This window comes from Nocardiopsis salina YIM 90010, from assembly GCF_000341025.1.
Classification (GTDB): domain Bacteria; phylum Actinomycetota; class Actinomycetes; order Streptosporangiales; family Streptosporangiaceae; genus Nocardiopsis; species Nocardiopsis salina.
In genome coordinates this window covers 60111-79779 of the sequence record NZ_ANBF01000181.1, presented here as the reverse complement: position 1 = coordinate 79779, position 19669 = coordinate 60111, and the positions used below count along the sequence as shown (strand labels likewise).

19 protein-coding genes and 1 pseudogene are annotated in these 19669 nt (G+C 70.8%); 13 read left to right on the top strand and 7 right to left on the bottom strand.

What is annotated here, in order from left to right:
* Positions 1-257 precede the first annotated feature (257 nt).
* On the top strand, positions 258-743 hold the full coding sequence (locus D474_RS0120840) for an NUDIX hydrolase (RefSeq protein ID WP_017615433.1): 486 nt from the start codon (positions 258-260) through the stop codon (positions 741-743).
* 41 nt (positions 744-784) lie between these two features.
* Here the strand turns inward: D474_RS0120840 and D474_RS0120835 are convergent, their stop codons facing one another.
* Positions 785-2329: a bifunctional ADP-dependent NAD(P)H-hydrate dehydratase/NAD(P)H-hydrate epimerase gene (locus tag D474_RS0120835; RefSeq protein WP_051051055.1), complete on the bottom strand. Its 1545-nt coding sequence runs from the start codon at positions 2327-2329 to the stop codon at positions 785-787.
* 114 nt (positions 2330-2443) lie between these two features.
* Between D474_RS0120835 and D474_RS0120830 the strand changes: the two genes are divergently transcribed.
* The 9 genes from D474_RS0120830 to D474_RS0120790 all read left to right on the top strand — a co-directional run bounded on the left by D474_RS0120830 (position 2444) and on the right by D474_RS0120790 (position 8457).
* On the top strand, positions 2444-2875 hold the full coding sequence (locus D474_RS0120830) for a hypothetical protein (protein WP_017615431.1): 432 nt from the start codon (positions 2444-2446) through the stop codon (positions 2873-2875).
* A gap of 149 nt (positions 2876-3024) precedes the next feature.
* The gene (locus D474_RS0120825; protein WP_017615430.1) at positions 3025-3387 is read left to right on the top strand and encodes a hypothetical protein; all 363 of its coding nucleotides are present in this window, start codon (positions 3025-3027) and stop codon (positions 3385-3387) included.
* Positions 3380-3802 (top strand): hypothetical protein, encoded by a 423-nt coding sequence (locus D474_RS0120820; RefSeq protein ID WP_017615429.1) that lies wholly within the window; start codon positions 3380-3382, stop codon positions 3800-3802. The genes D474_RS0120825 and D474_RS0120820 overlap by 8 nt, the downstream gene beginning before the upstream one ends.
* A gap of 31 nt (positions 3803-3833) precedes the next feature.
* Positions 3834-4688 (top strand): sulfurtransferase, encoded by an 855-nt coding sequence (locus D474_RS0120815; protein ID WP_017615428.1) that lies wholly within the window; start codon positions 3834-3836, stop codon positions 4686-4688.
* A gap of 266 nt (positions 4689-4954) precedes the next feature.
* Complete coding sequence (locus D474_RS0120810; RefSeq protein WP_051051060.1) at positions 4955-5497, top strand: DUF4178 domain-containing protein; 543 nt, start codon at positions 4955-4957, stop codon at positions 5495-5497.
* Between the two features lie 7 nt (positions 5498-5504).
* On the top strand, positions 5505-6011 hold the full coding sequence (locus D474_RS0120805) for a DUF2617 family protein (RefSeq protein ID WP_017615426.1): 507 nt from the start codon (positions 5505-5507) through the stop codon (positions 6009-6011).
* A gap of 20 nt (positions 6012-6031) precedes the next feature.
* Positions 6032-6361, top strand: coding sequence for a hypothetical protein (locus D474_RS0120800; RefSeq protein WP_017615425.1), 330 nt, complete (start codon positions 6032-6034; stop codon positions 6359-6361).
* Between the two features lie 61 nt (positions 6362-6422).
* On the top strand, positions 6423-6851 hold the full coding sequence (locus D474_RS0120795; protein WP_017615424.1) for a DUF350 domain-containing protein: 429 nt from the start codon (positions 6423-6425) through the stop codon (positions 6849-6851).
* Positions 6852-6885: 34 nt separating this feature from the next.
* Positions 6886-8457, top strand: coding sequence for a polyamine aminopropyltransferase (locus D474_RS0120790; RefSeq protein WP_017615423.1), 1572 nt, complete (start codon positions 6886-6888; stop codon positions 8455-8457).
* On the opposite strand, the gene hemC is transcribed toward D474_RS0120790, so the two are convergent.
* Complete coding sequence (gene hemC, locus D474_RS29490) at positions 8430-9443, bottom strand: hydroxymethylbilane synthase (protein WP_017615422.1); 1014 nt, start codon at positions 9441-9443, stop codon at positions 8430-8432. The two genes, D474_RS0120790 and hemC, sit on opposite strands and share 28 nt — an antisense overlap.
* 88 nt (positions 9444-9531) lie before the next feature.
* Positions 9532-9996, bottom strand: a complete 465-nt coding sequence (locus D474_RS0120780) for a flavodoxin family protein (RefSeq protein ID WP_017615421.1) — start codon at positions 9994-9996, stop codon at positions 9532-9534.
* 141 nt (positions 9997-10137) lie between these two features.
* Here D474_RS0120780 and D474_RS0120775 point away from each other — a divergent pair, with 141 nt between their 5' ends.
* Together D474_RS0120775 and D474_RS0120770 are read left to right on the top strand one after the other, a co-directional pair.
* Positions 10138-10386 (top strand): hypothetical protein, encoded by a 249-nt coding sequence (locus D474_RS0120775; RefSeq protein WP_017615420.1) that lies wholly within the window; start codon positions 10138-10140, stop codon positions 10384-10386.
* A gap of 405 nt (positions 10387-10791) precedes the next feature.
* Positions 10792-12414: an NCS1 family nucleobase:cation symporter-1 gene (locus D474_RS0120770; RefSeq protein WP_051051057.1), complete on the top strand. Its 1623-nt coding sequence runs from the start codon at positions 10792-10794 to the stop codon at positions 12412-12414.
* A gap of 69 nt (positions 12415-12483) precedes the next feature.
* Here the strand turns inward: D474_RS0120770 and D474_RS0120765 are convergent, their stop codons facing one another.
* Positions 12484-13554, bottom strand: a complete 1071-nt coding sequence (locus D474_RS0120765; RefSeq protein ID WP_026118667.1) for a CDP-alcohol phosphatidyltransferase family protein — start codon at positions 13552-13554, stop codon at positions 12484-12486.
* Between the two features lie 522 nt (positions 13555-14076).
* Between D474_RS0120765 and D474_RS0120760 the strand changes: the two genes are divergently transcribed.
* Complete coding sequence (locus D474_RS0120760; RefSeq protein ID WP_040704084.1) at positions 14077-16203, top strand: acyltransferase family protein; 2127 nt, start codon at positions 14077-14079, stop codon at positions 16201-16203.
* 31 nt (positions 16204-16234) lie between these two features.
* Here D474_RS0120760 and D474_RS29485 read toward each other — a convergent pair whose 3' ends face one another.
* The 3 genes and pseudogenes from D474_RS29485 to D474_RS29480 form a co-directional block, all read right to left on the bottom strand.
* Positions 16235-17530 carry a DUF6716 putative glycosyltransferase gene (locus D474_RS29485; RefSeq protein ID WP_051051054.1) on the bottom strand — a complete coding sequence of 432 codons (1296 nt, stop codon included), beginning with the start codon at positions 17528-17530 and terminating at the stop codon, positions 16235-16237.
* A 216-nt stretch (positions 17531-17746) separates the two neighbouring features.
* Positions 17747-18511 (bottom strand): crotonase/enoyl-CoA hydratase family protein, encoded by a 765-nt coding sequence (locus D474_RS0120750; RefSeq protein WP_017615416.1) that lies wholly within the window; start codon positions 18509-18511, stop codon positions 17747-17749.
* Positions 18512-18520: 9 nt separating this feature from the next.
* Positions 18521-19305, bottom strand: a pseudogene (locus tag D474_RS29480) (SDR family NAD(P)-dependent oxidoreductase).
* Positions 19306-19669: the final 364 nt, after the last annotated feature.

The following is a 19669-nucleotide window of genomic DNA, read 5'->3' as shown; positions in this document are numbered from 1 at the left end:
ACCCCCGACGAACCACCACCCCCGAGGCAACACCACCCAACACCCCAGCCCCCAGAACACCCGTCATCCCTACCCCCACCCCGCACCACACACCTCGACGCCTGAGCCCCGGCCCGATCCACCACGGCCCGGACCGACCACCCGCCCGCCGAGTCACCGACCTCACCGGAGCGCACACCCTAGGCTGGTCGGGCGCGCGAGCGCCGGACCACGGATTCCGGCCCACGTACACCGCGCCACGAGCAGTGAGGAGCAGGATGGACGGCATCACCGTCGCGCCGGGGATCACCTTCCCCGACACCTCCGACGGCCGAACGTACGTGGCGGGCGCCGTGATCGCCGATCCTCAGGGGCGGGTTTTCGCGCAGCGCCGCTCCCCCGAACGCAAGGTCTTCCCGAACTGCTGGGACATCGTCGGCGGGCACGTCGAGCGCGGGGAATCCATGCTCGAGGGCCTGTCCCGGGAGGTGGCCGAGGAGACCGGATGGCGCCTGAGCGAGGTCGTGGCCGAACTGTTCGTGCTCGACTGGGACCCGGGCGACGGGGTCACGCGCCACGAGGTCGACTACCTGGTGCGGGTCGAGGGCGACCTGCAGGACCCCCGGCTGGAACGTGACAAGCACACCGACTACCTGTGGGTGGACGACGCGCTCGTGCACCGGCTGCGCGACGAGCGCGACCCCGGGGACTACTTCATCACCGACATCGTCCAGCGCGGGATCGACGCCGCCCGCGGGCTCTGACCGCGCCCGGGTCCCGCACCCCCGTCACTCCGCCCAGAGCGTCACACGGAACCGAACGACGCCCCCTCCTCGTGCACCTCGCCGAGTGCGAACGGCAGCCCGTCCAGCAGGTCCGAGGCGCTGACCGGGGCTCCGCCGTGCGCCAGTTCGGCGGCGCGTCCATGCAGGTAGGCGCCGCACAGGGCTGCTTCCACCACCGGAACGCCGCTCGCGAGCAGCGCACCGACCGCTCCGGACAGCACGTCCCCGGTCCCAGCGCTGGCCAACAGCGGGGTCCCGGTCGGATTGACCACAGACGGCCCATCGGGGTGGGCGATGACCGTGGTCGATCCCTTGAGCAGTACCGCGCACCCGAAGGAGCGGGCGGCGCGGCCGGCGTGCTCAAGGCGGCCGGCCTCGACGTCCTCCCGCGTGACGTCGCCCATGAGGCGCGCGAGTTCACCGGCGTGTGGGGTCAGCAGGGTCGGCGCGGAACGTTCCCTCACCCGGTCGGCGAGTGCGCGCCCGGCCTCACCGGACATCAGGGTGAGCCCGTCGGCATCCACGAGTACCGGGACGTCGCTGTCGAGCACGGCGTCGAGTTCGTCGGCGTCTCCCGGATCGGTACCGCGCCCGGGCCCCACGACCACGGCGGCCACACGGCCGGGTTCCAGGTCGGTGCTCTCGCGTGGGTCCAGCACGGCGGCAACCGTCTCGGGCCAGCGTGCCAGGACCTGGTCCACCACACGTTCCGGCCCTCCGTAGCGGACCATGCCCACCCCCGTGCGCAGCGCCCCGCCGACGGTGAGCACGGCCGCGCCCCGGAACCGGTCCGATCCCGCCCGGACCGCGAGCACCCCGCGACGGTACTTGTCGGCCTCGGTCCCGGGGGTCGGGAGCAGGCCGGCGACCTCCACAGCCTGTGGACGGAGGGCGGATGCGCCCGGCAGTTCCGGACCGAGTCCGATGTCGACCAGCCGCACGACCCCCGCCCGGTCGGCACCGGGATCCACGAACAGCCCGGGCTTGTGGGTGCCGAACGTGACGGTGACGTCCGCGCGCACCGCGTACCCGGAAACTTCCCCCGTGTCGGCGTCGACCCCGCTCGGCAGGTCGACCGCGACCACGGGCGCGGGCGCGTTGGCCGCCTGCGCCGCGAGACCGGCGTGGGGTTCGCGGAGTCCGCCCCGACCGCCGATGCCGACGAGCCCGTCGACGATGAGGTCGGCGCCGAACAGGTCCGCGTCGTCGGCGTCGGAGCCGGCGAAGGGCCGCACCCGCCCGCCGGCCGCACGCAACGCCTCCGCGCCCCCCTGGTGCACATTCGCACCCGCCGTCAGGGCCCGGACCGCGGCCCCGCGCCGGGCGAGGTCGGCCCCGGCGTACAGGGCGTCGCCCCCGTTGTCACCGCTGCCGACCATGAGCACGATCCGCGACCCGTACACCGCGGGCAGCAAACGCACGCACTCCACAGCCAGACCGGTGGCGGCCCGCCGCATGAGCACCCCCTCCGGCAGGCGCGCCATGAGGGCGCCCTCGGCCTCGCGGACGACGTCGACAGTGTGCGCGTAGAGCACGGGTCCACCTCCGGTTCGATCGGCCCCCATCGTGCCGCACCCTCCCCCGGCCTCCACCCCCGCCACACACACCGCCGGTGATTGCGACACCACTGCGGGGCGTCCATTCTGGCGTTGCACACGCCCGGCCACGAGGGGGAGACCATGCCCGGACACCACGGTTTTGTCAGGTCCAGCGAGCTCCAACTCCGTCCCCGCGAGTGGCACGACCTGGAGTTCGACCGCCGCGACGACGGCACGGTCTCGGTCGCAGCGCTGGCCGGTACGAGCCCCGAGGCCCTGGCCGGCGTGCTCTACGACCTCTCCGTCGGTGTGGTCCTTCGGAGCATCACCCCCGGAACCGAGGTTCAGCTGCGGGCGGCGGAGTTCGAGTCGGACGGCCGCGGCGGGTTCCGGATGCACCGCGAGCGTCCGACCCTGGGGCTCGTGCACTCCGTCGGGCACGGCCGGTTCACCTACCACTGGAAGGGTGCGCTCGCGGTCGGACAGTGGGTGGGAGTGCAGGTCGCCCAGTTCGGCGAGGCCGACGCGCACCTGGTCTCGGCCGAGGCGGACGTGCTGACCTGGCGCCACTGACCGCATGACCCCACAGGCCCCACCGGCCCCGGCCACGCCACATTCCCTTCCCCCGGTACGAGGCGGTGGCAGTGGAGTACTACTCTGTGTCGTTGACAGGAGCGGACCGCTGACATGGGCGGACCCGGGGTTCTCGGAGCGGAGGCGGCGTGGTCGACTGGCTCACCATGACGATCCAGATGGTGTCGCTGGGCGTGGCCGTCTGGTGTCTGATCTCGTTCTTCCGGGACCGCCCCATGCTCGTCCCACACCTGATCGGCATGGGTGTGCTGTGGCTGCTCGTGCTCGGCCAGGCCGGCGTCACCATCGCCGCGATGGTCGGCGGGCAGCGCCCCGACGACTTCCCGATGTTCGTCTCCTACCTGGCCACCATCGTGCTCCTGCCGCCGGCCTGCGCGGTGTGGGGCTTCATGGAACGCAGCAAGTGGGGCCCGGCCGTGATCGCCTTCGCGTGCTTCATCCTGCCCGTGCTGCTGGTCCGTATCGAGCAGCTCTGGAGCCCCGTTGTCTGAGACGGCCACGACCGACGACGCCACCCTCCGTTCGGGCCCGGGCCGCCTGCTCGTGGCCGTGTACGCGGTCTTCGCACTTGCCGCGACCGCCCGTGGCACCTACCAGCTCCTCACCCGCTTCGACGAGGCACCCCTGGCCTACGGTCTGTCGGTCTTCGCGGGCGCCCTGTACTTCGTGGCCGCCGTGGGCCTGGCGCGCGCGGGCCGCACATCCCGGATGGTCGCGCTGGTGTGCGTGGCCGTCGAGATGGCGGGCGTACTCGTCGTCGGTGCGATGACCGTGTTCTGGAGCGCCGGATTCCCCGACGACACGGTGTGGTCGAACTTCGGCAGCGGGTACCTGTTCATTCCGCTGGTCCTGCCGGTCCTGGGTCTGTGGTGGATCCTCACCGTGCACCGCACGACCCGTTCCTGACCCCCGCCCTGCTGCGACGTAGGCTGGCCGCATGAGCCGACCCCAGACCCTGCCGGTGGCCGTGTCGGCCGACCGGCTGCGCACCGACCGCGACCAGGTGGTCCTCGTTGACTCACGCTGGTACCTGGACGGCCGCTCCGGACGCGAGGCCCACCTGGCCGGACACATCCCGGGCGCGGTCTTCGCAGACGTCGATACCGACCTGGCCGCGCCGGGGAGCGCCGAGGGCGGGCGCCACCCCCTTCCCTCTCCCGAGGACCTCGCCGCCTCCCTGGGCCGCCTCGGGATCGGTGACGATTCCGCGGTGGTGGTCTACGACGACGCCGGCGGTTCGGTCGCCGCGCGCCTGGTGTGGATGCTGCGCGTGCTCGGTACCCCGGCAGCCTTCCTCGACGGCGGTATCCAGGCCTGGGACGGCCCGCTCGAGACCGGCGAGGTCGCCCCGGAGCCCGCCGGACGCACCCCGGTGCCCTGGCCCTCCGACCGCGTCGCCGGCACCGAGGGCGTGCGCGCCCGCACCGGCTCGCCCGAGCACCTGCTCCTCGACGCGCGTGTGTACGGCCGCTTCACCGGCGAGGAGCCCGCCCCGGTCGATGCCCGACCCGGCCACGTCCCGGGCGCCCGGAGCGCCGCCTGGCAGGGCAACCTCGACGGCGACGGGTTCCTGGCCTCCCCCGAGAGGTTGCGGGAACGCTTCTTCACCCTGGGCGCCGACACGGCCGAGACCGTGACCGCCTACTGTGGCTCCGGTGTGACCGCTTGCCACGATCTGCTCGCCCTCGAGCACGCGGGTGTGGCCGGCGCACGCCTGTACCCGGGCTCCTGGAGCCGCTGGGGAGGGGACGAGAGCCTGCCCGCGGAGACAGGGGACCCCCACCGGGGGTGACGGATCCGTATACAACGGTCACCGTCCGTGGGAAGTTCCCTCGCGGACGGTTTTTTCTGTCCCGATCAGGTCACGAACGAAACCGAGGGCGCTTCCCCGGCGTCCGACCCGACAGAGGAGAGTGCCGCGCACGCGGCCCGTTCCAGCGATCCCCTGCCCCCTGGTCGCCCCCGCGCTCAACGCGTCAGACCACGAAACGAGGAACCTTGACCGTCGAATTCGTGCTGCTAGTCATCCTGCTCGTCGTCGCCATCGTCGTGGGGATCATGCTGTACAACCAGCGCGCGAAGGCACAGCAGAAGCAGGCACCCGCCCCCGCTGCCCCTGCCGACCCGTTCGCCGACGCCACCGAGACCGAGGGCGACCCCCGCGGTATCAAGGCCAGCGACATGATCGACTGGGGCAACGAGCGCACCTGGATCCGCGGGTCACTGCGCCTGTCGGAGGGCGGCTACGTGTGGGCCGAACACTTCCTGGAGGTCGAGGGCGGACGCCGCTGGCTCTCCGTCGAGGAGGACCCCGACCTGCAGCTCTCCCTGTGGAACGCCCGCCCCGACCTCGACCTCGTCCCCCAGGGCAAGGTCATGGAGGTCGAAGGCACCAAGTACGAGCTCCAGGAGAAGGGCTCGGGCTCCTACCGTTCGGAGGGCACCACCGGCCTCAAGCCCGAGGGCGGCCTCGACTACGTCGACTACGAGGCCGAGGACGGCAGCCTGCTGGCCTTCGAGCGTTTCGATCACGGCAGCTGGGAGGCCAGCACAGGGTCGAAGATCATGCCCGGAACCTTCACGATCTACCCCGGGAGCTGAGCCGACCGTGCACACGAGCATCAGCGTGCCCTTCGTCGACACCCAGGCCGACGACCTGGTGTGGACCCTGGACCATCCGGTGGTCGAACCGCTGGCCACCCGCACCTGCCGGGTACGCGGAGCGGTGGTCGAACTCCGGGTCCTGGGCGCATCGCACCAGGCCGTCGTGCGGTCGTCGGGCGGCGAGCTGGTGGAGACGGTGGCCTGCCTGCCCGGGGTCGAGGGCGGCCTTCCCGAACGGGGCGAGCCGACCACGACGGCGGCCGGCCGCTACCTCTTCTCGTCGACCGTGCACACGCTGTCCCACACCGACCTGACCCGCCGGGTGGAGGACCTGCACCGTGAAGTGTCCGATGCACCCGGCGGACTCCTCGTCACCTTCCCAGGGGATCCGCTCGCGGTGACCGCACTGCACCTGTCCCCCGACACCGGCGGAGCGGTGCGGTGGACCACCTGGCACGTCTATCCGCAGAGCGGCGAACTGGTGACGACCGCCGCGACCCTGACCCCCTGAGACCCACGAGGAAGCCCATCATGGCTGACACCATCCGCGGGGCCACGGCACCCCGCTCGACCAAGACGACCTCCTCCGCCCTGTGCGGGGGCGTTCTGGCCCTGACCCTGCTGCTCTCGGCGTGCAGCAGCAACTCGGACGAGGACTGCGAGCGCGACAGCTCCTCCTCGGGCACCAGCAGCACGAACACGGCAGCGTCCCCCACCCCGGACGACTGCGACGACAACAACAGCAGCGGTGGTGGCGGCGGCGGTTTCTTCTTCTTCGGTGGAGGGGGCGGCGGCAGCTCCAACGACAGCGGCGGAAGCGGGAGCAACACCCGCGGAGGCGGCACCGGCTCCGGCAAGTAGTCTGCCATGTCGGGAAGCGCATGCTTCCCGACTCAGCCGATCCCTCCCTTGGACCAATTTCATGAACGAGATCCTCATCAGTTCCCTGTACGCGCTCGGTTACGGAGCGGTCGGGACGGCCATCATGCTGCTCGGCTACCTGATCACCGACCTGCTCACCCCCGGCAAGCTGCACAGGCTCGTCTGGGAGGAACGCAACCCCAACGCGGTGCTGCTGGTGTCGGCCAACACCCTGGGCGCTGCCGTGGTGGTCGTGTCCGCGATCCTGTCCAGCTTCTCCGAACTCGGCCTGGGCGCCGGCCTGCTGTCCGCGGCCTTGTTCGGGGTCATCGGCCTCGCCGTGATGGCCGTGTCGTTCCTGATCATCGACCTGATCACCCCGACCAGCATCAGGGCCGTCATCGCCAGTGCCGATTTCCATCCCGCGACCTGGGTGAGCGCCACCGCCCACCTGTCCATCGCCCTGGTCGTGGCCGCCGCCATCTCCTGAGGCCCCACACACCCTGCCCGAAGAAAGCACCGACGTGAGCGAGACCCAGACCGGGGCCCGGACCAGACTTCCCATACGCCCGCGCGCGGCACGGTTCTTCGTGATGCTGGCGGTCTTCATCTGCGCCGCCTGCGGCCTGGTGTACGAACTCGCCCTCGTCGCGATCGGCAGTTACCTGCTGGGCGACACCATCACCCAGGCCTCCGTGGTCCTGTCGGTGATGGTCTTCGCGATGGGTGTGGGTTCGCTGCTGTCCAAGCGGTTCCAGCACCGCCCGGCGCTGTCGTTCGCCGTCATCGAGGGTCTGCTCTCCCTCATCGGCGGTCTGTCGGTGCTGCTCCTGTACGCCGCCTTCGCGTGGTTCTCCGCCTACCAGCCGGCCCTGGTGCTGCTGTCGTTCGTCATCGGCGTGCTGATCGGTATGGAGATCCCGCTGCTGATGACGCTGATCCAGCGCATCCGCAAACAGGAGGCCTCCTCGGCTGTCGCGGACCTGTTCGCCGCCGACTACGTGGGCGGGCTCATCGGCGGTCTGGCGTTCCCGTTCCTGCTGCTGCCCGTTCTCGGACTGCCCAAGGGCGTGCTCGCGGTGGGGCTGCTCAACGCGATCGTGGGCGTGGCCGTGGTGCTGTGGCTGTTCCGCCACGACCTGACCCGGCGCGCCTACATCGGCCTGGGTGCGGGGCTGACCGTGATCGTGGCAGGGCTGGGGGCGGCTTACCTGTACTCGGAGCAGTTCGAGGTCGACGCCCGCCAGGCCATGTACCGCGACCCGATCGTGCACGCCGAACGCTCCGAGTACCAGGAGATCGTCGTGACACGTTCGGTCGACGGCCAGGACGTTCGCCTGTTCCTCAACGGGAACCTGCAGTTCTCCACGCTCGACGAGTACCGGTACCACGAGTCGCTCATCCACCCGGCGATGGACGGACCCCGCGAGGACGTGCTCGTGCTCGGCGGCGGCGACGGGCTGGCGGTGCGCGAGATCCTCGAGTACGAGGACGTGGGCAGCGTCACCGTCGTCGACCTGGATCCGGCCATGGTCGACCTGGCCACCAGCGAACCCGTGATCCGCGACCTCAACGAGGACTCCTTCGAGGACCCGCGGGTGGAGGTGGTCAACACCGACGCTTTCCAGTGGCTGCGCGACGAGGCCGAACAGTTCGACGTGGTCGTGGCCGACCTGCCCGACGGCACCGACGTGGGCACCTCGAAGCTGTACACGGTCGAGTTCTACGCGCTGGTGCGCGAGAGCATGGCCGAGGAGGGGCGCCTGGTCGTGCAGGCGGGCTCACCGTTCTTCGCGCCCGACGCGTACTGGAGCGTGGGCCACTCGTTGGCTGAGGCCGACATCGAGTCGGTCCCGTACAACGTCGACGTGCCCACCTTCGGCAACTGGGGCTTCTACCTCGCCTCCCCGGAGAGGGAACCGGACCTGACGGTGCCCGAGGACGCCCCGGGCCTGGAGTTCCTGGACTCGGAGCTTCTTGCCGCCGCCCAGGTCTTCCCCAAGGACCGCAGGGCCGAGGAGGCAGAGGCGGAGGCATCGACGATGATGCACCCCCGCGTCATCGGCTATCACCAGGGTGCGTGGCGCGGGTACTGAGCACGGGCGCGTCGTTGCATGGCGGCGCGTTCCTCCCGAGCACGGCGGTCGGGGGTCAACAGCGGGCGCGCGCCCTGGGAGAGCAGCGCCTCGGCGACCCTTTCCCCCAGGGCCTCGGCCCCGGACGCGGGCCCCTGGGCCTGCTCGTGGAGGAACATGCCGCCGCAGTCGGAGAAGACCATGCCGATGAGGGAGAGCGCCCCGTCCTCCTCGACCGTGCAGTGGCCGGCCACGGGCGAGCCGCAGTCACCCCGGAGGCGTTGCAGCATGGCGCGTTCGGCGGTGACGGCAAGGCGGGTGCCTGGGTCGTCGAGGTCCTTGAGGAGGCCGACGACCTCGGTGTCCTCCGAGCGCAGGCGTGCGCCGACCACCCCCGCGCCGACCGCGGGGCACAGCAGCTCGCGGGGGATGACCTGACTGATGCGGTCACCGAGCTCGGCACGGGCGAGGCCGCCGGCGTTGAGGATCAGGCCCTCGCAGGTGTTGTCCCCGTCCATGTGCTCCAGGCGTTGGTTGACGTTGCCGCGGATGCGAACGACGTGCAGGTCGGGGCGGTGCTTGAGGAGCTGCCCGCGGCGGCGCACGGCCGAGGTCCCCACTCGGGTCCCGGGCGGTAGTTCGCTCAGCGTGCGGTAGCGGGAGCCCTTGCGGAGGACGAGCGCGTCGAGGGCCTCCTGGCGACGCAGGTAGGCGGTGAACTCGGTGCCCTCGGGTTCGGCCTCGTCACCGGGAACGTCCTTGACCGAGTGCACGGCGATGTCGATCTCCCCGGCGAGGAGGCGGCGGTCGACCTCGCGGAGAAAGGCGCCCTTGCCGCCCAGCTCCGACAGGTCGCCGTACCACCGGTCCCCGGAGGTCTCCACGCCGACGATCTCGGTCGGGACGTCGGTCGTCCTGGCGAGGTGGTCCCGGACGAGCCGCGCCTGGGCCATCGCCATGGGAGAGGTTCGGGTGCCGATCCGGAACGGCTGGGCGTCGCTGAGCATGCGGCCACAGTAGAGCGCGGCGTCGGGCGACGTGGGCCGTTTCGCCAGATCGCGCCAACAATCGGTGGCAAGGTCCGGTCTGGGGGGTTCAGGACCCCGCGCGTTCGAGCGCCGCGAGCGCGGTGACGGCACCCAGTTCCCAGCAGGCCTCCCGCGCCTCGGCGTCGGGACGGCCGGTCACCGTGACCGGCGGTCGGTGGCGTTCCCATCCCATGCCCTTGGCGATGGACTCCACGGCCCGCACCGCGCCGGAGGTGTCGTTGTCGCCGTGCACGAAGAGCGCGTACGGCAGGTCCTGGGTGTCGTTCTGCGCCGGGTAGTAGGTGCGGTCGAAGAAGTCCTTGAGGGCGCCGGACATGTACCCGATGTTGGCGGGGGTACCGAGGAGGACGGCGTCGGCCGCGAGCAGTTCGGTCGGCCCCGCTGCCAGCGCGGCGCGGATGTGCACGTCCACGCCCTCGATGTCGTCGGTGCGGGCGCCGTCGACGACGGCGTCGAACATTTCCTGTGTGGCGGGCGAGACGGTGTGGTGAACGATGAGGAGCCGTGCCATGACTCCACCCTAGGATCCCCGCACATCAGCGCTGCAGCGCGGTCCGAGGGGCGCGTACGGGTCGGAGGTCCTGGGTATACGGGCTGCCACGGAGCGCCGAAACCGCGAGCGGCGCCCCCGTCCGACAGGGAGCCGGACCGCATGAGCGAGCAGTCCTCACAAGAACCGTCCGCCGACAGACCCGCGTCGCTCGAGGGCGGCGTCCCGGGCACACCGCGCGGACCGCAGGCCGCACCGTGGCTGTGGATCAGCCTCGGCTGCGCCGGTCTCCTGGTGCTCGGCCTGGGCCTGGCCGCCCTCGTCGCGTTCGTGCTCGCGTCCCCCGACACCTCCGACGACGACCGCAGCCAGCTGCAGGACGGCGGCGTGGTCCGCAACCTGCCCGATTGAACGCGCCCGCGATCCCGCACACCGTGTGCCCGCAGGCACCGCGGACCGCCGCTCCCGTACCGACCGCGACCGTTCCGACCTGTCACGCGCGCCCGTCCCTGCCCGGGTGTGCGATCCCACATGCTACGCGTGAGGGGGACACAGACCGGCTCTGTCCCGGCCGCGTGCCGCACCCGAGCGGGCGAACGCACCGACCGACGCCCATCCCGCCCCCGACGACGTGCGAAGATGATCGACGGCCTGCGTCGGTCCGGACTTTTCACCGTCCGCACCAGGTTGTCGCAATGGGCCCAGGGCCTGTTTGGTGGACGCCTTCCGTCGCGCAGCAGGTAATCGGTGTTCGCCAAACAGGCCCAGTGCCGCGTCCACACGCTCCCCGTCAGCACCACCGAAGACAGGTGTCCTGTGACTCACGCTTCACCGTCACCGCAACCGTCCGCGCCCTCGGCCCTCGAACAGATCACCCACCCGGACGGACGGGTCTCCCTCCCCGAGGGCCACAACCCCCCGGACGGCCCCTTCACCAACACCGACCTCACCCCCGTCCCGATGGTGCGGCGCACGTGGGGCACCGGCAGCTTCAGCGCCCTCTGGGTCAGCCTCTCCGTCAGCATCCCGGCCTGGACCCTGGCCAGCGGCCTCATCGCTGCCGGCATGGACTGGCGCCAGGCGATGCTCGCGGTGGTGCTCGGAAACCTGGTCGTGCTGCTGCCGATGGTCCTGACGGGCCACGCCGGTGCCAAGTACGGCATCCCTTTCCCCGTCTTCGCGCGCGCCTCCTTCGGCCTGCGCGGGGCGAACGTGCCCGCCCTGCTGCGCGGCGCGGTCGCGTGCGGGTGGTTCGGCATCCAGACCTGGGTCGGCGGCCAGGGCGTGTACGTGCTCGTCGGACGCCTGCTCGGTGACGGCTGGCTGGGTGCGGCACAGTTCGGCGGCAACCCGTGGACCCTGTGGCTGTCCTTCGGTCTCTTCTGGCTCGCGCAGGTGGCCATCATCCTCTGGGGCATGGAGGGCGTACGCCGCGTCCAGGTGTGGGCGGCCCCGCTCATGGTCATCGGCGGTGTCGCACTCCTGGTGTGGATGGCGGCCGAGGCCGGCGGTCCGGGCCCGATGCTGGCCACCGAGGGCGAGCTCGACTGGGGTCCTTCTTTCTGGGCGCTGTTCTTCCCCTCCCTCATGGGTGTGGTCGGCTACTGGGCGACCCTGACCCTCAACATCAGCGACTTCACTCGTTTCGCCGCTTCCCAGCGCGCCCAGGTGGTCGGCCAGTCCCTCGGCCTGCCCACGACCATGACGGCCTTCTCCCTCCTGGCGGTCATGGTCACCGCCGGAACCGCCGCGGTCTACGGCGAGGCGCTGTGGAACCCCATCGACGTGGTCGACCGCATGGACAGCGGCATCGGCCTGCTCTTCGCGGTCTTCGTGGTGCTGCTCGCGACGGTCTCCACCAACATCGCGGCCAACCTGGTCGGCCCCGCCTACGACCTGGCCAACCTCAAGCCGCAGTGGATCAGCTTCCGCACGGGCGCCCTGCTCACGGCGGTCCTGGGCGTGCTCATCATGCCGTGGAAGCTCATCGAGGACGAGAGCGTCTACATCTTCACGTGGCTGGGCACGGTCGGCGGCCTGCTCGGCGCTGTCGCGGGCATCCTGCTCGCCGACTACTGGCTGCTGCGCCGAACCCGTATCGATCTCCCGTCCCTGTACACACGCGACTCGCGTTACTGGTACTCGGGCGGCTGGAACTGGCGTGCGATGACGGCGTTCGGTGTCGGCGCCCTACTGGCCGTGGGCGGCTCGAACTCCCCCGCGGGCGAAGGGCCGTTCCCGACCGCAGGACTGATTCCGGTGCTGGCGCCGCTGGCCGAGTTCGGCTGGGTCGTTGGCCTGTTCAGCGCGCTGGTCCTGTACTGGGCGCTCGGCCGGTTCGTACCGGACCGCGCCACGGCGGCCGACAACGGCACCGGACAGGGGCGCACCTCCGGCGCCCGGGACACCGCGGGTACCGGGAACACCGGGCCCCGGTAGGTACCGGACCGACGGGAGCGGGGGCGCTGCGCGGACGCGGCGCCCCCGTTCACGTGCTCCGGCACGGGGTCACGAGATCTCGGCCCCCTGCTGTTCCTGCTGCCTGCGCTCCAGGGCGGCCAGCGCGGTGTTGATGTCGCGCGTGACGCGGGAGAACTCGCGGGTGGACAGCCACAGCTTGTAGATGATGAGCAGCTCGAAGGCGAACATGAACACCGCCGAGGCAGCGATGGTCACGAGCATGCCCGTCGGCGAGAGGACGCCCACCAGCGGCGCGACGATGAAGACACCCATCTGGTACTCGATGCCGCTGAACAGGTGCGGCCGGATCCGGTTGGCACGCAGGGTGTCCCGCATGTGCCGGTACCAGGGGAAGCGCCGGTCGAACCCCTTCTGCAGGGCGGTGCTCTGGATCGCCTTGGCCTTGCTGGCGGCGGTGGGACGGTCGACCTGGCCGGGCTCGGCGTAGTGCGTGTCCGCGGCCGGGGCGTTGACCCGCTCGGAACCACCGATGGACACACTCGCGTCGTCGTCGCCCAGGTGTTCGGCGCCGCTGTCGTCGCGGCCGAAGCTCCCGGCGGCCCGGCGCACCCCGCTGGTGTCGCCTTCGGAGGTCTCCTCGACCTCGCGAATGGCCTGGGCGATGTGGCGGCGCATGGCCGACCGCACCTTCGCCATCTGCGGCGAGTTCAGGTACCGGAACATGTCGGTGAAGACGATGGCCAGCAGGAACCACAGGAATACCGGGTTCTCGGTCTGCAGGAACTGGCCGCCCATGAGCGCCATGGCGCAGATCAGAACCCTGATCCGGTCGAAGACGTAGTCGAGCCAGCTGCCGAAGACCGAACCGTTGCCCTTGAGCCGCGCGATCTTGCCGTCCATGCAGTCGAGCACGAAGCTCAGGTGGAACAGCAGCGCGCCGGTGACCAGCCAGTACCAGTCGCCGAGGAAGAAGCACACGGCCGCCAGCAGGCCCAGGGACAGGGCGGCGAACGTGAGCTGGTTCGGGGTGATGGAGGTGCGGTTGGCGGTGACGGTCACCAGGCGCGAGGCCAGGGGATCCACGAGCCAAACGGTCCACCACGAGTCCCGTGGTTTGTAGGTCTGCTCGCGCACTTCCGCGAGCGTGAACGTACTCAAGGGGTGACCTCCGTGGTGCGATTCGAGGGGTGGTGGCGCGGTCTCTGGAGGATGTCGGGCCGACCGCCGACGGGTCGTCGGACGCTGCCGGCTCCGCGGGACCCGCTCTGGTGACGTGGAGGTGAAACCCGATGGTGGCAAGAACGGGCGAACGTGCTGAAAACGTGACCGGACCGTTGACGTACGGATGACCTGGGCGAAACGGTACAGTGACCAGCGCAGAACCCTCGGGTGACCCTGGAGTGAGGCCGACCGGAGGCGCCCCTCCGGCCCGTGGGACGGCCCACCCCACCGCAGCAGGTGATCCACCTCTCACACGGAGCCCGCGGGGGCTACGTGACCACAGAGATTGAATCTCGAGTTGGCAACAAGGGCGCCCCCGCTCTCGGAGCACTCGGGCCCTGCCCCAATACTGAACCGGCGGGCCCCTCATGGACGCCGACGACCTCTCTCGGCCTCTGCGCACAGCGCCGCCCGCGTGGCGCACCCACGTTCTCTTGCCTTCCGAGCCTGGAGTGATCCGTGTCCGCTCCTGCCCAGCGCCCCGTGACCGACGTCCTCTCCTCACCGGTGAAGACGCCGTCCAAGGGACGCCACCGCCCCGACATCGAGGGGCTTCGGGCCGTCGCCGCCCTGTTGATCGCCGTCTACCACATCTGGTTCGGCACCGTCTCCGGGGGCGTCGACGTCTTTCTGCTGCTCACCGGTTTCCTCGTCACCGGGTCGCTCGTGCGCACCCTGGAACGCGGTGACAGGGTGAAGTTCGGGGCGTACTGGAGCAAGGTCGCCAAGCGGCTGTTCCCCGCCGGCGCGGTCGTGCTCGGTGCTGTCCTGGTCGGCACCTACCTGTTCATGCCGCGTTCGCGGTGGACCGAGATCATCGGCGACGTGCAGGCCTCGGCGCTGTACTACGGCAACTGGCATCTGGCCTTCGGGGCCGTGGACTACATGGCGGACAACTCCGCGGCCAGCCCCGTGCAGCACTTCTGGTCACTGGCGATCCAGGGGCAGTTCTACCTCGTATGGCCGCTGTTCATCACAGCGGTGGCCCTGGTCGGGGTCCGTTTGGGGATGCGGGTACGCACCGCGGCCCTGGGCGCGGTCGCGCTGGTCGCGGCGGGCTCGTTCGCGTACTCGCTGTGGATCACTTCCAACGAGCCCGTGTGGGCCTACTTCGACAGCGGCGCCCGGCTCTGGGAACTGGCCCTGGGCGGCCTGCTCGCGCTCGTGGTGGCACGCGTCGACCTGCCCGGAGCGGTGCGCTGGACAGCCGGCTGGCTCGGCCTGATCGCCCTCATGGCCTGCGGATTCGTCATCAGCGACACTCTGCCCTACCCCGGCTACGCGTCGCTTTGGCCGACCGTCGCCGCGGTGCTGGTCATCCTCGCGGGCGCCGGCGAGGCCGAGAACGGCCGCTTGTCCGCCAACCGCCTGCTGAGCGCGCGCCCGCTGACCTGGCTGGGCGGGAACGCGTTCCCCCTGTTCCTGTGGCACTGGCCCGTGCTGGTCTTCTACCTCGAGGTCACCGACCGGGTCCGCCCGTCGCTGTCCGGCGGGTTCGTGGTCCTGGGGATCTCCTTCCTCGCCGCCCTGGCCACCACCTGGATCATCGACGGCGGCATCACTCGCGTCACCACCCGGTACAAGGCACCGATCTGGTCGCTGGCAGCGGGTGTGCTCTTCGTCGTGCCCGTTCTGGTGGCGAGCTCGCTGTGGAGCCAGGAGATCGACCGCGACCGCACCGAGCGCCTGGAGCTGAGCTCCAACCCGATGAACTACCCCGGCGCCGCCGTCCACCTCGACCAGGAGCTGGCCACCGAGCTCCCGGTGCTGCCCGTCTATCCCGACACCTCCACCGTCGCCGAGGACACCATCGAGCAGACCAGCGACTGCAACGCGTCGGCCGGCGACGAGGAGATGGTGCTGTGCGAGTTCGGGGACCCCGACGCCGACTTCACCATCGCGCTGGTGGGCAGCTCGCACGCCCGGCACTGGTTCAACGCGCTGGAGGCCGTCGTCGAGCGCCAGGGCTGGAACATGGTCATGATGACCCGTAACGCCTGCCAGTTCAGCACCGAGATCCAGTACCGCGGGGGCGAGGAGTACACCAACTGCACCACCTGGAACCAGGAGGTCATGGCGGAACTGGAGAACCGTGACGTCGACACGGTCTTCGGCCTGGGGAGCCTGACCGACCCGCGTGAGGACGGCGAGGAGCACGTCCCCGACGGTTTCCTGGAGCGCTGGTACCAGCTGAACGCGATGGGTATCGACATGATCGCCGTCCGCGACACCCCGCGCTTCGACTTCGACGTGCCGGAGTGCGTCGACCAGGAGGGCGCGGCCGAGTGCGTGGCCGACCAGCGCGACTCCATGGCCGAGACCGCACCCTTCCACCACTTGGCCGAGGTCCCGGACAACACGAGCTTCATCGACCTGACCGGGTACCTGTGCCAGGGCGGCGAGTGCCAGGGCGTCATCGGCAACCAGCTCGTCTACTACGACGCGAACCACCTCAGCTACGCGTTCTCGGAGTCGCTCGGAACGGTCCTGGAGCCCCATCTGCTGGAGGCCTCCGGGCAGGAGAACCAGGCCGACACGATGCTGTTGGGCTCCTCGGGCTTCGAGGCGGCCGGCGGGCAGAGCTGAGCACTGCGCGGGATCCGGCAGGGCGCCGCCCTCACGGGCCGGATGCCCGCTGCAGGGCCGTGCGCAGGCGCCCGCACGCGGTGAGAGCGGTGCGCAGGTTCCGTGCCCAGGTCCCCACCCGGCGTTGCGGGCCTTCACCCTCCACGGCACCGACCGGCCCCAACTGCCCGTCGCGGGAGCGGTCGACCAGCGCGTCGAAGCGCTCGGCCCAGTCGTCGTCGGTTTCGGGGTGGAAGTAGGTACGCACCGCCCAGTACGGGCTCGGAGCGCGGAAGCGGACCGCGCGCACGTCGTCCAGCGTGCCCAAGGTCCCGCTACCTTCGAACGCCGCATTGTGCAGGTCCTCGGCCACCCCGAAGTCGGACAGCAGCACCACCGGCACCTCCCGGGCGACAGCCTCCAGCACCGTCGGGGAGCTGACCGTCACGAACCCGCGCGGGCGGGCCAGGCGCGAGGCCGGGACCCCGGAGCGGAACACCAGGTCGTCGGCCCCGGCCGCGCCCTCCTCCACGAGGTGCCGGCGCAACCGCGGGTAGGAATGTGCCTCCGAAGCGCCCTCGTCGCCCGCCTCCGCGTCGTCCAGGGCCACCACGACCTCGAGGTCCGGACGGGCGCGGGCGAGCTCCGAGAGGGCCCTGAGAACACGTTCCCGGTCGGCGCGCGCGGCGGGCACGTCGGCCTGGGCGGCGAAAACGATCCGATTGGGCGCGGGGACCACGGCCTGGCGGGGCACCAGCGGGAAGGACCGCCGGGTGCGCGGCAGGTACGGGAGCGTAGCCAGGGCGGTGTTGACCCGGACCCCGGTGCGTTCGGCCAGCTCGGCGCACTCGGTGAGCTCCCGGTGGCTGTGCACGACGAGGAGGTCCGTACGGGCACGGGCGCGCACTTCGGCCTCGGTGACCGGGGACGAGAGGGGTTCCAGCGCAGAGACCAGGACCGGGCGGCGTCGCCCGGTTCCGGACGCCAGGTGCGGGGCCAGCTCCGCGACCCGGTCGGCGGAGCAGTTGAGCAGGACCGCGTCGGGGCGGCGTTTGCGCACGAGGCGGCGCAGGCGGGAGCGGGTGAGCACCGGGACCTGGCATTCCGCCTGCGGGGTCGAGCGCAGCGCAGCACGCAGGCGGGCCGGGGTGGGCGTGTGGGGCCCGTTCAGCACCGCGAGGCCGACGGTGTGGCCCTCCCCCGGCACGGCGCCGAGCATCGCGGCGGAGAGGCGGACACGCGCCTCGGTGTCGGCGACGGCGAGCACGGTCAGAGCGCGTGCGGGGCGTACCCCGGTGGCCGGTCCGACCGCAGCGTGGCGGGGTTGGTCGTCCGGTTGGGTGAGCACCAGGGGGTCCTCTCCTGCGACGGGGGTGGATCGGGGGTGGCCGCTGACGGGGACGGCCCACCCGACAGGCTACACACGCAGGGTAGTCGCATTGAGACTTTTCGGAGTACTCGCCCGTGGGGGCAGGTGCCGACCCACTCCCGGCGCCCTCCCCGGACACACGACGAGGGGCGGCCGACCACCGTCGACCGCCCCTCTCACGTGCTTCCGGAGAGGCTATTCGCCCTTCCAGTTGGGGGTGCGCTTCTCAGCGAAGGCCGCAGCGCCCTCCATCGCGTCATGACTCACGAAGACGGGGCCCGCCAACTCGTTCTGCTGGTCCCACATCTCGGACGTGGACCAGTCGTCGGAGGACGCCATGATCTGCTTCGACACCCGGACGGCCAGGGGGCCGTTGGCGGCGATGGACCCGGCGAGCTCCTTGGCCCCGTCCAGCGCACCGCCGTTGCCGGTGACCCGGTTGACCAGGCCCAGGTCGGCCAGGCGCTGGGCGCCGACGAAGTCGCCGGTGAGGGCGAACTCCGTGGCCAGGTTGCGGGGGATGCGGTGCTGCAGGCGCAGCAGGCCGCCACCGCCGGCGACCAGACCGCGCTTGACCTCCGGGATGCCGAACTTGGCGTCGTCGGCGGCAACGACCAGGTCGCAGGCGAGCACGGCCTCGAACCCGCCGGCCAGGGCGTAACCCTCGACCGCGGCGATCAGCGGCTTCTTCGGGGGCGCCCCGGCGACCCCGCCGAACCCGCGCCCCTCCACGACCGGGACCTCACCCTTCATGAAGGCCTTGAGGTCCATGCCCGCGCAGAACGTCCCGCCGGCACCGGTGATGACGCCGACGGTGAGGTCCTTGCGCGAGTCCAGGTCGTCGAGGGCCTCGGCGACCTGGGCGGCCACGGCGGCGTTGACCGCGTTCTTGGCCTCGGGACGGTTGATGGTGATGACGGCGACGCCGTCCTCGGTGGTGTAGAGAACCTCGTCCGACACCGGATCCTCCTACTTCGGGGGCATACGGAGGGCGCCGTCGATGCGCACGACCTCACCGTTGACGTAACTGACCTCGACCAGGGTGCGGGCGAGCTTGCCGAACTCCTCGGCCGAACCCAGGCGCTTGGGGAAGGGCACCGGGGCGGCGAGGCGCTGCTTGAACTCCTCCGAACCCGGGCCGTCCCCGTAGATCGGGGTCTCCAGGATGCCGGGGGCGATGGTGTTGACCGTGACGCCGATGGCGGCCAGGTCGCGCGCGGCCGGCAGGGTCATGCCGATCACGCCGCCCTTGGAGGAGGAGTAGGCGATCTGGCCGATCTGGCCCTCGATGCCCGCGAGGGAGGCGGTGTTGAGGATGGAGCCGCGCTCGCCGTCCTCGTTGAGGGGCTCGGTCTTGGCGATCTCGGCGGCCCCGAGGCGCAGCACGTTGAAGGTGCCGATCAGGTTGACCTGGATGACCTTCTGGTAGCTGTCCAGGTCGTGGGGGTTGCCGTTCCGGTCGACGGTACGGGTGGCCCNGGGGGGCCCCAGCCGATGCCGGCGCAGGAGACGGCCACACGGAACGGCTTGCCGGTGTCGACGGCGGCCTGGACCGCGGCCTTGACCTGGTCCTCCTGGGAGACGTCGGTGCTGACGAAGACGCCGCCGATCTCCTTGGCGACGGCCTCGCCGCGTTCGGCGTTGAGGTCGGCGACCACGACGGTCGCACCGGCGGAGGCGAGTTCCTTGGCGGTGGCCTCACCCAGGCCACTCGCGCCGCCCGATACGAGGGCGGAGATTCCGTTGAGATCCATGGCACGCACTCTACAGAGCATGTGACCCACGCACTAGAACAGGGTTCGGTTAATCACGAGTAGCCCTCGCTGACCTGGGATTCCGCCCCGGAATTTTCCACCCCGAACTGAACCCACCGGTAACCGGCCACCGGCGCTGCGGCCCCTGCCATGACCACGCGGAGCTGTACGACCACCTCCCGTAAGGCGTCGGCGCCATCAACGGACCCTCCGTGAAGCCGGGCCACGAGCAGCGCCCGGAACCCGACCCCGTGGTCTGCCGGTACGACCCGGTGCGGGACGGGGAGGACGGTCGGCACGGCGACACATACGTGCTGCCCGACGAAGTCCTGACCGCGATCGAGATCGCCTCCGAAGGATCCAG

What these genes read in the sequence shown, in the direction of transcription:
- D474_RS0120840 (WP_017615433.1), top strand. Translation starts at nt 258, where the DNA reads ATGGACGGCATCACCGTCGCGCCGGGGATCACCTTCCCCGACACCTCC.
- D474_RS0120835 (WP_051051055.1), bottom strand. Translation starts at nt 2,329, where the DNA reads ATGGGGGCCGATCGAACCGGAGGTGGACCCGTGCTCTACGCGCACACT.
- D474_RS0120830 (WP_017615431.1), top strand. Translation starts at nt 2,444, where the DNA reads ATGCCCGGACACCACGGTTTTGTCAGGTCCAGCGAGCTCCAACTCCGT.
- D474_RS0120815 (WP_017615428.1), top strand. Translation starts at nt 3,834, where the DNA reads ATGAGCCGACCCCAGACCCTGCCGGTGGCCGTGTCGGCCGACCGGCTG.
- D474_RS0120810 (WP_051051060.1), top strand. Translation starts at nt 4,955, where the DNA reads ATGCTGTACAACCAGCGCGCGAAGGCACAGCAGAAGCAGGCACCCGCC.
- D474_RS0120800 (WP_017615425.1), top strand. Translation starts at nt 6,032, where the DNA reads ATGGCTGACACCATCCGCGGGGCCACGGCACCCCGCTCGACCAAGACG.
- D474_RS0120795 (WP_017615424.1), top strand. Translation starts at nt 6,423, where the DNA reads ATGAACGAGATCCTCATCAGTTCCCTGTACGCGCTCGGTTACGGAGCG.
- hemC (WP_017615422.1), bottom strand. Translation starts at nt 9,443, where the DNA reads ATGCTCAGCGACGCCCAGCCGTTCCGGATCGGCACCCGAACCTCTCCC.
- D474_RS0120780 (WP_017615421.1), bottom strand. Translation starts at nt 9,996, where the DNA reads ATGGCACGGCTCCTCATCGTTCACCACACCGTCTCGCCCGCCACACAG.
- D474_RS0120775 (WP_017615420.1), top strand. Translation starts at nt 10,138, where the DNA reads ATGAGCGAGCAGTCCTCACAAGAACCGTCCGCCGACAGACCCGCGTCG.